Origin of the sequence: Streptomyces chumphonensis (genome assembly GCF_014779715.1) — a bacterium.
Lineage (GTDB): Bacteria > Actinomycetota > Actinomycetes > Streptomycetales > Streptomycetaceae > Streptomyces > Streptomyces chumphonensis.
The window spans coordinates 528319-542646 of the sequence record NZ_JACXYU010000002.1; the positions used below are offsets into that span (position 1 = coordinate 528319).

At 68.8% G+C, this 14328-nt stretch carries 8 protein-coding genes and 1 pseudogene; 3 read left to right on the forward strand and 6 right to left on the reverse strand.

The features are described 5' to 3' along the window. Positions 1–33: 33 nt before the first annotated feature. The 5 genes from IF129_RS07590 to ngcE all read right to left on the reverse strand — a co-directional run bounded on the left by IF129_RS07590 (position 34) and on the right by ngcE (position 6311). Positions 34–1146, reverse strand: a complete 1113-nt coding sequence (locus tag IF129_RS07590) for an ABC transporter substrate-binding protein (protein WP_191208702.1) — start codon at positions 1144–1146, stop codon at positions 34–36. A gap of 176 nt (positions 1147–1322) precedes the next feature. Then, on the reverse strand, positions 1323–2519 hold the full coding sequence (locus IF129_RS07595) for an ROK family transcriptional regulator (protein WP_191208703.1): 1197 nt from the start codon (positions 2517–2519) through the stop codon (positions 1323–1325). 221 nt (positions 2520–2740) lie between these two features. Further along, positions 2741–3670, reverse strand: a complete 930-nt coding sequence (locus tag IF129_RS07600) for a carbohydrate ABC transporter permease (protein ID WP_191208704.1) — start codon at positions 3668–3670, stop codon at positions 2741–2743. A gap of 21 nt (positions 3671–3691) precedes the next feature. Beyond that, complete coding sequence (locus IF129_RS07605; RefSeq protein ID WP_191208705.1) at positions 3692–4792, reverse strand: carbohydrate ABC transporter permease; 1101 nt, start codon at positions 4790–4792, stop codon at positions 3692–3694. A 103-nt stretch (positions 4793–4895) separates the two neighbouring features. Beyond that, positions 4896–6311: an N-acetylglucosamine/diacetylchitobiose ABC transporter substrate-binding protein gene (gene ngcE / locus IF129_RS07610; protein ID WP_191208706.1), complete on the reverse strand. Its 1416-nt coding sequence runs from the start codon at positions 6309–6311 to the stop codon at positions 4896–4898. 910 nt (positions 6312–7221) lie between these two features. Here ngcE and IF129_RS27065 point away from each other — a divergent pair. Continuing rightward, positions 7222–7658, forward strand: a pseudogene (locus tag IF129_RS27065) (transposase). 252 nt (positions 7659–7910) lie between these two features. Further along, positions 7911–8843: an aldo/keto reductase gene (locus IF129_RS07620; protein ID WP_318153608.1), complete on the forward strand. Its 933-nt coding sequence runs from the start codon at positions 7911–7913 to the stop codon at positions 8841–8843. A 721-nt stretch (positions 8844–9564) separates the two neighbouring features. Here the strand turns inward: IF129_RS07620 and IF129_RS07625 are convergent. After that, a complete protein-coding gene (locus IF129_RS07625; RefSeq protein WP_191208708.1) occupies positions 9565–12372 on the reverse strand; it encodes an aconitate hydratase in 2808 nt (935 codons plus the stop codon). A gap of 315 nt (positions 12373–12687) precedes the next feature. On the opposite strand from IF129_RS07625, the gene IF129_RS07630 reads away from it, so the two are divergent. Further along, entirely contained in the window at positions 12688–14217 is a 1530-nt protein-coding gene (locus IF129_RS07630) for a UDP-N-acetylglucosamine 1-carboxyvinyltransferase (RefSeq protein ID WP_191208709.1), read from the forward strand. Positions 14218–14328: the final 111 nt, after the last annotated feature.

Consider the following 14328-nt stretch of genomic DNA (forward strand, 5'->3'; position numbering starts at 1 on the left):
GGCGCCCGGGAGCGGCGTCCCGGGCGCCGGGCGTCACATCAGTCCGGCCTGCTCGCACGCCGCGCGGAACTTGGGCGTGCAGATCTCCTCAAGGGTGTAGAGGTTGTCCTTCAGGACGGTCTCCTCGACGTTCTCCACGGTCAGCGCGACGGGCTTGACGAGCGTCGCGGGCACGCCCTCGGTGGTCGGGCTGTCGATCGTGGCCTCGGCCGGGACGTCCTCGCCGCGGGCCAGCGCGATGGCCATCTCGGCCGCCGCGTCCGCCTCGGGGCGGTAGGGCTTGTAGACGCTCATGTACTGGGTGCCGGCGATGATGCGCTGCACTCCGGCCAGTTCCGCGTCCTGACCGGTGACGGGGGGCAGTTCGTCGAAGCCCGCCTGTTCGAGCGCGGTGATGATGCCGCCGGCCATGCCGTCGTTCGCCGAGTAGACCCCGACGATGTCGTCCTCGCCCAGCGCCGCGATGGCGCCGTTCATGTTCTTGTTGGCCTCGCTCGGCTTCCACTCGGTGGTGTCGTAGGACTTGCCGATGGTCACCTCGCCCTCCAGCACGGAGAGGGCGCCCTTCTTGAACATCGCGGCGTTGGGGTCGGTCGGCGAGCCGTTCATCATGACGATCTGCCCGTCCCGGGCGTCGTCGCCGAGCGCTTCGAGCAGCGCCTTCCCCTGCACGCGGCCCACCTCCTCGTTGTCGAAGGAGGTGTAGGCGTCGATCGGGCCCTCGGCCAGCCGGTCGTAGGCGACGACGGGGATACCGGCCTCGTCCGCCTTCTCGACCGATCCGGCGATGGACTTGGAGTCCACGGCGTCCAGGATGATGACGTCCACGCCCTTGGTGATGAGCGAGTTCATCTGCTGCTGCTGGGCGGAGGAGTTCTGCTTGGCGTTGTTGTAGGTGATCGTGCAGTCGGAGCAGAGCTGCTTGATCTTCGCCTCGATCAGCGGCCGGTCGAACTTCTCGTAGCGCGCGGTCTGGTCCTCCGGCAGCAGCAGGCCGATGGAGAGCGGACCGTCGTTCCTGTCGCCGTTCTTGTCGTCGGGCGTGTCGTCGCCGTCCGCCTCCTTGGCGCTGCCGCACGCGGCGAGCGAGAGGGCCATGGCGGACGCGGCCAGAACGACTGCGGCACGACGCAGTGTTGCGCTCATGGGTGACTACCTCCCTGACGAGGCCGCGGCGGTGCGGCCGAGGTGCGCCGAAGTCAACCGTCGGGCCGGGATGCCGTCAAGAAGTTAAGCAATAAAGAGAACGCAACGATGGCGTGCGTGAACAACCTGAACGCGAACGGCGCCCGAAAAGGCGCCGGGAACAGGCCGAAAGGGCGTCAGACACCCACCGGGAGGGTGTCCGTCGCCGGCTGGAGGAGGGGCGCGTCGCCCATCTCGTTCAGCACGAGCGCCAGCGCGCCCAGCACCTCGGCCCGGCCGCCGAGCGAACCGGGCACCACCGAGAGCCGGCTGGCGGCGCTCGGGATGGCGTAGCGCGACACGGACTCGCGGATGGGGTCGAGCACCAGGTCACCGGCGTCGGCGAGATCGCCCCCGAGGATCACCCGGCTGGGGTTGAGCAGGTTCGTGAGGTTCGCGACGCCGCTGCCGATGTGCCGCCCGATGTCCGAGACCACCCGCCGACAGCCCGGGTCGCCCTCCCGGGCCAGCTCCACGACGCGCGGCATGGTCAGGTCCGGCCCGTGGCCCGGTGTGAGCAGCGGGAGCACGTAGCGGGCCGCCGTGAACGTCTCCAGGCAGCCGCGGTTGCCGCAGCGGCACACCGGCCCCGACTCGTCCAGGGTGATGTGGCCGATCTCCCCGGCGGTGCCGCCGGGGCCGCGGTAGACGCGTCCGCCGATGACCAGACCCGCGCCGACACCGCTGGCCACCTTGATGTACGCCAGGTCGGCGACGCCGCGCCCGGTGCCCCAGACCAGCTCGCCCAGGGCGCCGAGGTTCGCGTCGTTGTCCACGTGCACGGCCACGCCCAGGCGTGCGGCGAGGTCGTCGCGCGGGTTGGTGCCCGACCAGCCGGGCAGGATGGCCGTCGAGCCGAGGACGCCGGTCTCCACGTCGATGGGCCCGGGGACGCCGAGCCCCACCCCGACGATCTTCTCCGCCCGGATGCCGAGCCCGGCCAGCAAGCGCGTGACCAGCGCCTCGGCGTGGTCCAGGCCCTGCGACGCGGAGGCGTCCACGTCGATCGGCTCGGACTCCTCGGCCAGGACCTTGTGCGCGAGGTTGCCGATGGCCACCCGCAGGTGGGAGTGGCCGAAGTCGACGCCGACGACGATTCCGGCGTCCCCCGAGAGGGAGACGCTGCGCGCCCTGCGGCCGCCCGCCGAGGTCGGCGTCACGTCGACGGTCCCGCCCTCCTTGAGCTCCCGGACGATGTTGGACACGGTGGCGGCCGACAGACCCGTGGTCCGGGCGATCTCCGCCTGGGTCAGCGACCCCGCCGTGCGGACGGCGCGGATCACCCGCTCCAGGTTGGCCCGGTGCAGCGAGGACTGCGACCCCGGTGTCTCCACTACTGACCCACTCCCGCCCGTCGCGACACGGTCCGCTTCCAACATATGAACCCTAAGGGGACCGTGTGGGGAGGTTTCCGTCAACCCCTTGAGCGGGGCACGCGCTCAGATGTGGTGGACGTGACGGACCGGGAGCCGTGGTTCTCCGGGGACCGAAGGGGCAGACGGGTCGATGTACGGACGCACCCCCTCCGGGTGCGGACCCCGGGGTAGGGCCGGGCCTACTTGACGGCTCCCGCCGTCAGCCCTTCCTGGACCTGCCGCTGGAAGACCATGTACACGACCAAAATGGGCAGCATCGCGATGGTCAGCCCGGCGAAGAGGGCACCCCAGTCCCCCTCGTAGCCCTGGCTCACGGAGAGCTCGGCCAGCCCCTGGGTGAGCAGCGCCTCGTCCCGGCTCTCGGAGTTCAGTGCCAGCGGCAGGAAGAACTGGTTCCACTGCCCCAGGAAGTTGAAGATCCCGATGCTGATGAGGCCCGGGCGGGCCATGGGCAGCATGATCTGGAAGAACGTGCGGCTGTGCGAGGCACCGTCGATCGTGGCCGCCTCGGCGACACTGCCCGGCAGCGTCCGGAAGAAGGCGGTCATGAAGAACGTCGTGAACGGCAGCGAGTAGGCGATGTAGACGAGCACCAGACCCAGCTTGGTGTCCAGCAGGCCCATGGTGTCCATCACGAAGAACAGCGGCACGACGGCGAGGATGATCGGGAACATCATGCCGCCCGCGAACAGCAGGTACACCGCCCGGCTGCCGAAGAAGCCGAAGCGCGCGATGACGTAGGCGGCCATGGAACCGAGCAGCATGGTGCCGGGCAGCGAACCGGCCAGCACGATCACCGAGTTCAGGGCGTACTGCCCGATGTTGGCGTCCGACCAGGCGTTCGCGAAGTTCTCGAAGCTGAGGTCCGTGGGCCAGCCGAAGGGCTGCCCCTGGATCTTCCCCGACTCGCGCAGCGAGTTGACCATGACCCACAGCAGCGGGCCGGCGGCCATGACCGACCACAGCACGAGGAAGGCGCCGGAGAAGACGTTCAGGGCCGCGCCGTCCTTCGCGCCGCCCCCGGCCGGTCGGTCGGGGCCGTGCGTCGGGCGTTCGTCGAGGTCGGCCCCGGCGTCCCCGGTGGGCTGGTCGGTGCGGATGGCGCTCATCGGTCCGTCTCCCCGCTCGTCTCAGTACTCGATGCGCTCACGCCGGCCGACCAGCATCATGATCGCCGCGAAGGCCATGGTGACCAGCAGGAGGACGACACCGATGGCGGTGGCGTAGCCCGCCTGCGCGGACTCGAACGCCTTCTTGTACAGGTACACCGGCGTGACCAGCGTGGAGTTGCCGGGCCCGCCCTTGTTGATCGTCATGATGTGCACGATGGCGAAGGCGTCCAGGGCCTGGATGCCCATGTAGATCCAGCCCGTCCGCACGCTGTCCCCGATCAGGGGGAGCGTCACGCGGAAGAAGGTGACCGTGCGCCCGGCACCGTCCAGCAGGGCCGCCTCGTAGATGTCCTTGGGCACCGAGCCCATCGCGGCCGAGAAGAGCACCACGTAGAAGCCGATGAAGCTCCAGCACAGGACGAAGAGCACCGACCACAGGGCGAGGTCGGGGTCCGCCAGCCAGTTCTGCGCCAGCCCGTCGAGCCCCACCGCGCGGAAGGCCTCGTTCAGTGGTCCGGTGATCGGGTCGTAGACCGCGGCCCAGACGACCCCGATGATCGCCACCGAGATGACCTGCGGGAAGAAGTACACGATCGTGTAGAACTTCGCGCCCCGCACGCCCGAGATCGCCTCGCCACGGGCCCGTCGCCCGCCCGCCCGCAGCATGAAGGCGAAGAACAGGCCGAGGCCGAGCGTCAGCGCGGGCGCGAGGACGAGGAAGGTCAGGCTGTTGGTCAGCGAGGCCCAGAAGTCGGAGTCGTCCAGCAGCCGCTCGTAGTTCTCCAGGCCCACGAACGTGAAGTCCGCGCTGTAGCCCGTCCAGTCCGTCAGCGAGTAGTAGAACGCCTGGACGAACGGCGACACCACGAAGACGGCGTAGATCGCCAGGGGCAGCGCGAGGAAGCCGCAGACGAACCGGTACTTGTCGAGCGTGCGGTACCGCCGGTCGTGCTTCACCCGGGACGGGGTGAGCCGGGGCGGTAGCAGGAACGCCAGGACGAAGAGCGGAATCTCGGCGGGACGCAGCCGCCGCGCGGCGGACGTCCGCTCCGGGGGCTCCGGCCCGTCCGGAGTCCCGGACCCGGCCGGGCCCGCCGTAACCTGCGCGCCGGTCGCCATGGGCCTCCCGCTTTCCTCACCGCGCCGGTGACCGGCGTGTCGCGACTACTGCCAACGGCTGGGCGGGCGGTGCCGCCCGCCCGCGGGCGGGCGGCACCGCCGCTCAGCGCTCGTACTTGCGGACGCTGTCGTCCTTCGCCGTCTCGTCGGCGAAGCGCTGACAGCGCGTGACGGCCTCGGCGGGCTTGATGTCCCCGGCCATCATGGCGGCGATCGTGCCGCCGATCTTGTCCTTGTGCAGTTCCAGGTACCAGTCGTGGATACGGGGCGCCACGACGTTCTCCCCCGCCGCCTTCAGCACCTCGCTCGCCGAGGCCAGGCCGGACTGGAGGTCCAGACCGTCGGCGGCGCCCTTCACACAGGTGAGGGCGGAGACGAGCTGGGTGAAGTTGGCGGTGGACTCCTTGCCGAGCATGATGCGCAGCCACTCCATCCCGCCCGGCACGTTCTTGGCCCGGGACGGCACCATGAACGGCTCGCTGGCCTCCGCCCACACCGTCTCGAACGGCATGGCGTCGGAGGAGTCCAGGGAGGTGGGCGGGGCGACCCTCATCTCGAAGTCCGCCGGGGTCGTCTTCTTGGCCTCGTTCTCCACCCACGAACCGTTGGGTATGAACAGGGCCTTCCCCTTGTTCCACTGCGTCTGGGACTGGGTGTGGTCGATGCCGGGTGTGCCCTCGAGGATGTAGCCCTTGGCGTACAGCTCGTAGTAGGCGTCGAACGCCTTGCGGACGGCGTCGTGCTTCCAGGCGCCCGGTTCGAGGTTGTCGATGGCCTTCAGGACGTCCGGACCGCCGATCTTGGCGATGAACGGGTACATCGTGAAGGCGAAGTAGTAGGGGTGCTTGCCCGCGTACGTCCAGCCGGCGATGCCCTCCTTCTTCGCCTTGGCGCAGACGGCGAGCATCTGGTCCCAGGTCTTCGGGTACTCCACCTCCAGCCGGTCCAGGGCGGTCTGGGAGTACCAGGTGCCGTAGACCGTGAAGGAGTAGTTGAGCTGGTACATCTCCTCACCGCCGAACTGGCCCTTGGTGATCGTGCCCGGCACCAGCACGTCCCGGATCTTGGTGTCCGGGTCGTCCAGGGTGGGTGCGTCGAGCAGGGCGTCGAGCGGTTCGGCCTGCTCCTCCGCGATGAGCGAGGCGATGTCCATCGCCTCGGCACCGGAGTTGTTGATGACGTCCGGCGGGTTGCCCTTGATGATGCGGGGCTGCAGCGTGGTGCGGATCTTCTGCGTGGCGTCGTGCTTGACGGAGCCGTAGCGGCCCTCGTAGATCTTGTGCGCGTCCTTGGCGTACTGCTCGCCGTAGCCGCCGTTGAAGATCACGACCTCCAGCCCGGCCTTCTCGTTCACGCCGAGCGGGTTCTGGTCCGTCTTCTCGCCCCCCGATATCTTCTCGTTGCCCCCACCGCCGCCGGAGGCGCAGGACGTGAGCGCGCCCATCGCGGGGGCGGCGAGCAGACCGAGGGCGGTGGCGCGTTTGATGAGGTTTCTGCGGTCGACGTCGGCAGGTCCCATGCTCAAGTCCTCGCCTTCTCCAGGACTCAGGCGGTGTACCGGACGTTCGAGGCGCTACCGGCGAAATGCCCTACACCGCAGATCGGTTGAAGCTCGGGTCGTGCTACCGGGCCGGGCCGCGAGGAGCACCTCGGCGGTCCGGGTGCCGACAGGTATAGTCCACTCGCCGTCGCGAGGGCAAGATCGGGAACAAGGTTCGGCGACTTCTTTGTCCGGTCGAGACCTCCGCGCGACAGCACGTACTGAGACATGCTTCCGCTACGCGGTCGGCTGAACGTCGACGACTCTGCCAGGGATGTTGGAGTTCTCGGGACAGGGGTTGTCTGCGGTTGGAACCCTCCGGACGGTCCTGCGTGGTTCCCTCCTCCTGAGGTGATCAGTGTCTGTTCGTCCCCGGTCCGGTGCGGCAGTTCCCGAGCTCACGGCCCGGATGGCGCGGGCCGGCAACCCCCGTGGCACCACGGCGATGTGGGTACGTGATCACCTCGACGGGCTCTGGGACGAGGGGGACTTCGCCTCCTGGTACCCGCGCGACGGCCGCCCCGGACTCTCGCCGGCGCAACTCGCCACAGTCTGCGTCCTTCAGTTCCTACTGAACCTCCCGATCACGGACATCGCCACCACCAAGCCGACCCGGGAGACCGAGGCCCTGCCCCGCATCCACACCCGCCACCGCCGGCTGCTGCCCCGGCAGCACCTGCTCGACGGCGGCTACCTCTCCGTCGCGCTGCCGCACCGCTCCCTCCGCGACCACGAGATCGAACTCGTCGGCCCGGTCAAGGCCGGCGGAGCATGGCAGAGCAAGGAACAGTCCGGCTTCACCCGGGACGACGTCACCATCGACTTCGACCAGCGCCAGGTCACCTGCCCCAACGGCAAAACCAGCCACATCTGGATCGAACCACCGGCCATGGCTCCCTACACCGTCGCCCGGTTCCGCCCACACCAGTGCAACCCGTGTTCCGACCGGTCTGCCTGCACCCGCGGCACCGCCGCCCGCACCGTGAACTTCCTCCCCCGACCCTCCACGAGCTCCAGGCACGGAACCGCACAGACCAGCAAGACACCCAGCGGAAACGGCTCTACGCCACCCGATCCGGCGTCGAAGGCACCATCTGCGAGTTCACCGGCGGACACCAGGCCCGACGCAGCCGCTACCACGGCCACCGCAACACACACGTACAGCACATCCTGACCGGCATCGCCATCAACATCGAACGCCTCGCCTCACACACAACGCGACACCCCCACCGCTCCCGCTCCCGCTCCCGCTCCCCGACGACCTTCCAGCAATACCTCAACACCCACGGCCTGAGCTGGGAATGCTCGTGGCGACAAGGCACATGAGGTCACACTCAAGATCCCCGACAGAGTCGCTCAGTCCCTCGCAATCGAACATCTGGGTAACGCTCCGCGACGGCTCCCCAGGATCTGTGAATTGGCGGGGAAGAGCTTTCGGGCGTTCCCCTCCGGTCCGTAGAGTGATCCAGTTCGCTTCGGAACGACATGGGGGGCTTTATCACCTTGGCGGAGCAGGCACGAAGCAGTCATACCCTGGAGACCAGGCTCTTCCGGCCGGACGGGCGAAGGATCGGAGCCGTGGGTCTGGGCTGTGCCGGGCTCAGCCCCTGGATGTACGCCCGGCCGGACCTCGACGACCAAGCCTGGGCCTCCCTGCTGAACGCGGCCGTGGACCTCGGCGTCGGCCTCCTGGACACCGCCGACGTCTACGGACAAGGCCACAACGAGCAGCTGATCGGGCAGGCCCTCGGCCACCGTCGCTCCGAGGTCCTCATCGCGACCAAGGTCGGCATGGTGGTGGACGACCTGGCCACTTTGACGTGGCACTGCGATGGCAGGCCGACGCACCTCCGTGCGGCGGTGGAGGCAAGCCTGCGCCGGCTGCGGAGCGGCAGCGTGGATCTCTGCTATCTGCACCGCGTCGACCCTGCCGTCCCGCTGGAGGAGAGCTGGGGTGCGCTCGCCTCGATGGTGAAGGACGGAATGATCCGTCACCTCGGCCTCTCCGACGTGCACGTCCGGGATGCCGAGCGCGCGCATCGCATCCACCCCGTCGCTGCCATCCAGTCCGAACTCTCGCTCTGGTCCCGAGCACCCCTCGGCGGCCGGCGGCACGGAGAGGACGTCGTGGACTGGTGCGCTCGCAACGGCGCCCTGTTCGTACCCTTCTCACCCTTGGGGCGAGGATTCCTCACCGGCACGATCACCCCGGACACCTCTTTCGCACCCGGAGACCTCCGTACCCGTCACCCCTGGTTCACCTCCGCCGCCCGCGCCGGGAACCATCGGATACTCACCCCGTTACGCGAGGTCGCCAAGCGGCACGACGCCACCGAGTCCCAGGTCGCCCTCGCCTGGCTGCTCGCCCAGGGCGATCACGTCATCCCCATCCCCGGCACCACACGCCTGGTCTACATGCGGTCCAACATCTCGGCGGCGAAGCTGACCCTGACACCGCAAGACCTCTCCCTGCTCGACAGCACACCGCCACCCGCACAGGAACCCTCGTGAAGGCGACGGGGCATCAGCGCCCGGAAGAACCGGACAACAGCCGAAGTGCCCGAGCAGACCTCCCTCACCCACTGTCGGGACTGGAGAACGATCGGTGTAACTTCTGATCAAAGAAGATGCGTTGATGACCGGCGTCAATGTGACCGAGGCCGAGCCCGTCAAGGCCGCTGAACCGCATCCGGCGAAGCACGTACTGTGGATCGGGGAGCTGTCGTCCACGTTCCACGTGCCGTTGATGGAGACAGTGAAGTGGAGGCTGGGTACGCGGCTGGGCATGTGCTCGTCGTGCAGGCTGAAGAACGTCCAAGATCACCCTCATCTCTGCGGCTCTGCAGCAACGAGGCCCAACTACTCCGTTCGTCCCCTCACCTTCATGGCTACAGGACGAAACGTGACGCGTTCACAGCGTTGTATGTCCGGAAACGGGCGCGGCAAGATGCGCACCCACAGCTCGTGTTGTCCCGTCCCATGGAAACTGTCGGGTTCTCACTGCATCGCGCGCTGAGCGAAGACGTTCCCCGTACGTGGGGATGGGCCTCAAGGACGGAAGAACCCCGCACCTGTACCAGGTGCGGGGTTCTTCGTCGTAGGATGCGCAGCTCCGCTCTGCGAACAGATCGCGTGGGGTCATGCTCGCGGGCACGTCTTCCGCCCGTCGCGCGCGAGCGCCCCGCCCGCTGCGCGAGGTGCCGGGGCGGGGCGCTCGTTCACCTCAGCGCAACTACCGAACGAGTTCGCGCAGCACGTACTGCATGATGCCGCCGTTGCGGTAGTAGTCGGCCTCGCCCGGGGTGTCGATGCGGACCTTCGCGTCGAACTCGACACCGGCGTCGGTGGCCACCTTCACCGTCTCGGGGATGCCGCCGTCGTTGAGGGCGGTGATACCGGAGATCGCGAACGTCTCCTCACCGGTCAGCCCGAGGGATTCGGCGCTGCTCCCCTCCGGGAACTGGAGCGGGAGGACGCCCATGCCGATGAGGTTCGAGCGGTGGATGCGCTCGTAGGACTCGGCGATCACGGCGCGGACGCCGAGCAGCGCGGTGCCCTTGGCCGCCCAGTCCCGGGAGGAGCCGGAACCGTACTCCTTGCCCGCCAGCACGACGAGCGGGATGCCGGCCGACTGGTAGTTCTGGCTGGCGTCGTAGATGAACGACACCGGGGCCTCGGACGCGGAACCGCCCTGGGTGAAGTCGCGGGTGTAGCCGCCCTCGGTGCCCGGCGCGATCTGGTTGCGCAGCCGGATGTTGGCGAACGTGCCGCGGATCATGACCTCGTGGTTGCCCCGGCGCGAGCCGTAGCTGTTGAAGTCACGGCGCTGCACACCGTGCTCGGTGAGGTACTGGCCCGCCGGGGTGTCGGCCTTGATGGCGCCGGCCGGCGAGATGTGGTCGGTGGTGACCGAGTCGCCCAGCTTGGCGAGCACCCGCGCGCCGGAGATGTCGGTGACGGGCTCCGGGTCCATCCCCATGCCCTCGAAGTACGGGGGCTTGCGGACGTAGGTGGACTCGGCGTCCCACTCGAAGGTGTTGCCCGTGGGAATGGGCAGCGACTGCCACTGGGCGTCACCGGCGAAGACGTCGGCGTAGCTGCGGCCGAACATCTCCTGGCCGATCGCGGAGGCGACGACCTCCTCGACCTCGGCCTCGGTGGGCCAGATGTCCTTGAGGAAGACCGGCTTGCCCTCGGCGTCCGTGGTCAGCGGCTCGGTGGTGATGTCGATGTCCATCGAGCCGGCGATGGCGTAGGCCACGACCAGCGGGGGCGAGGCCAGGTAGTTCATCTTGACGTCGGGGTTGATGCGGCCCTCGAAGTTCCGGTTGCCGGAGAGGACGGACACGACGGCGAGGTCGTTGTCGTTGACCGCCTGCGAGACCTCGTCGGGCAGCGGGCCCGAGTTGCCGATGCAGGTCGTGCAGCCGTACCCGACGAGGTTGAAGCCCATCTTGTCGAGGTACGGGGTCAGGCCCGCGCGGTCGTAGTAGTCCATGACGACCTTGGAGCCGGGCGCCAGCGTCGTCTTTACCCACGGCTTGCGGGTCAGGCCGCGTTCGACGGCCTTCTTCGCCAGCAGCGCCGCGCCGACCATGACGGACGGGTTGGAGGTGTTGGTGCAGGAGGTGATGGCCGCGACGGTGACGGCGCCGTGGTCCAGCTCGTAGACGACGCCGTCCTCGCCGGTGACCTGCACCGGGTTGCTGAGACGGCCCTGGGCGCCTCCGGCGGCGGTGTGCTGCGGCTTGCCGTTGCCGTTCTCCCCGCTGGCGTACGCCGGGGCGTCGCTGGCCGGGAACGACTCGTCGCTGGCCTCGTCCACCGGCGACTTCGGCGCGGAGGCGGTGCCGGCGCCCTCACCCGCGTACTTCGGGAGGTCGGCGCGGAACTGCTCCTTGGCGTTGGACAGCGCGATGCGGTCCTGCGGACGCTTGGGGCCCGCGATGGACGGCACGACGGTGGCGAGGTTGAGCTCCAGCTTCTCGGAGAAGTCCGGCTCGGCGGCCGGGTCCAGCCACAGGCCCTGCTCCTTGGCGTACGCCTCGACCAGCGCGAGCTGCTGGTCGTCGCGGCCGGTCAGGCGCAGGTAGTTGATCGTCTCGGCGTCGATCGGGAACATCGCGGCCGTCGAGCCGAACTCGGGCGACATGTTGCCGATGGTGGCGCGGTTGGCGAGCGGGATGGAGCTGACGCCCTCGCCGTAGAACTCGACGAACTTGCCGACGACGCCGTGCTCACGCAGCATCTCGGTGATCGTCAGCACCAGGTCGGTGGCGGTGGTGCCGGTGGGCAGCTCGCCGGTGAGCTTGAAGCCGACGACGCGCGGGATGAGCATCGACACCGGCTGGCCGAGCATCGCGGCCTCGGCCTCGATGCCGCCGACGCCCCAGCCGAGCACGCCGAGGCCGTTGACCATGGTGGTGTGGGAGTCGGTGCCGACGAGGGTGTCGGGGTAGGCCTGGCCGTTCCGCACCATGACCGTGCGGGCCAGGTGCTCGATGTTCACCTGGTGGACGATGCCGGTGCCGGGCGGGACGACCTTGAACTCGTCGAAGGCGGTCTGGCCCCAGCGCAGGAACTGGTAGCGCTCCTTGTTGCGGCCGTACTCCAGCTCCACGTTCTGCACGAAGGAGTCGGGGGTGCCGAACTTGTCGGCGATGACGGAGTGGTCGATGACCAGCTCGGCCGGCGCCAGCGGGTTGATGCGCGCCGGGTCGCCGCCCAGCTCCCGCACGGCCTCGCGCATGGTGGCGAGGTCGACCACGCAGGGCACGCCGGTGAAGTCCTGCATGATGACGCGGGCCGGGGTGAACTGGATCTCCTGGCTCGGCTGCGCCTGGGAGTCCCAGCCGCCCACCGCCCGGATGTGGTCGGCGGTGATGTTGGCGCCGTCCTCGGTGCGGAGCAGGTTCTCCAGCAGCACCTTCAGGCTGTAAGGGAGGCGTGCCGCGCCCTCGACCTTGTCCAGCCGGAAGATCTCGTACGACTCGTCGCCCACCTGCAGCGTGCTGCGAGCGTCGAAGGTGTTCGCCGACACGACAGTCTCCTTCAGTGCATGAATTCGCGTGGTATCACCGCCATGCTCCCGCCCCCGGGTGCTTGCCCGATCGCTGAGGCTCCCCTAAGTTAGGGTTGCCTAAGTTATTGGCGGTGGACGGACGGCGGCGCGTCCCCGGTCAGATATCTCGATGTCGAGATAACTCTAGTACATCGCCGGTCGCCGGGTCATGCCCGACCCGGCCCGACTCCGGCACCCCCGGGCGTCCGGTTGAACCGGTCCCCGCCGGGTACCCCCTCTCCGCCCTCCCTCCCCGACGCGCGGGTATCTCATATATGAGTTAGCCTCGGTCACATGACCGATGACTACCTCGTCCGGATCGGACAGCTCATCAGGGACGCACGTCAGCATCGCGGCTGGTCACAGGCGAACCTGGGGCAGGCGCTCGGCACCAGCCAGAGCGCGGTCAACCGCATCGAACGCGGACACCAGAACATCAGCCTTGATATGATCGCCCGCATCGGTGAGGCCCTGGACAGCGAGATCGTATCGTTGGGCTACTCGGGTCCGATGCACCTGCGCGTCGTCGGCGGACGCCGGCTCTCCGGCGCGATCGACGTCAAGACCAGCAAGAACGCCTGCGTGGCGCTGCTGTGCGCCTCCCTGCTGAACTCCGGCCGCACGGTGCTGCGCCGCGTCGCCCGCATCGAGGAGGTCTTCCGCCTCCTGGAGGTGCTGAACTCCGTCGGCGTCCGCACCCGCTGGATCAACGACGGCCTCGACCTGGAGATCGTCCCCCCGGCCGAGCTGGACCTGGACGCCATGGACCAGGAGGCCGGCCGCCGCACCCGGTCGATCATCATGTTCCTCGGCCCGCTGCTGCACCGCATGGACCGCTTCCGCATCCCCTACGCGGGCGGCTGCGACCTCGGCACCCGGTCCGTGGAACCCCACATGCAGGCGCTGCGCCGCTTCGGCCTCTCCGTGACGGCCACCGACGGCGTCTACCACGCCGTCGTGGACCGCTCCGTCACCCCGGGACGTCCCATCACCCTGACCGAACGCGGCGACACCGTCACGGAGAACGCCCTGCTCGCGGCGGCCCGGCACGACGGGACCACCGTCATCCGCAACGCCTCGTCCAACTACATGGTCCAGGACCTGTGCTTCTTCCTGGAACTGCTCGGCGTCACCGTCGAGGGCGTCGGCACGACCACGCTGACCGTCCACGGTGTCCCGCACATCGACGTCGACGTCGACTACTCCCCCTCCGAGGACCCGGTCGAGGCCATGAGCCTGCTGACGGCCGCCGTCGTCACCGGCTCGGAGCTGACGGTGCGCCGGGTGCCCGCCGAGTTCCTGGACATCGAACTGGCCGTCCTGGAGGAGATGGGCCTGGACCACGATCGCAGCGCGGAGTACGCCGCCGACAACGGCCGCACCCGCCTGGTCGACCTCACCGTGCGGCCCTCGAAACTGGAGGCGCCCATCGACAAGATCCACCCCATGCCGTTCCCCGGCCTCAACATCGACAACGTGCCGTTCTTCGCCGCCATCGCGGCCAGCGCGCACGGCTCGACCCTCATCCACGACTGGGTCTACGACAACCGGGCCATCTACCTCACCGACCTCAACCGCCTCGGCGGGCGCCTCCAACTCCTCGACCCGCACCGGGTCCTCGTCGAGGGCCCCACCCGCTGGCGCGCCTCCGAGATGATGTGCCCGCCCGCCCTGCGCCCCGCCGTGGTCGTCCTGCTCGCCATGATGGCCGCCGAGGGCACGTCCGTGCTGCGCAACGTCTACGTCATCAACCGCGGCTACGAGGACCTCGCCACCCGCCTCAACTCCGTCGGCGCCCAGATCGAGATCTTCCGCGACATCTGACCCCCGCCAGGCACGCCGCCGCGCCTCGCTCGACCTGCGCCCTGTCCGGTCGGGCAGGGGTGCGGCGGCGTCTTCGGGACCGTGGCAGCGGCACGCCCCCCGCGCTCACCC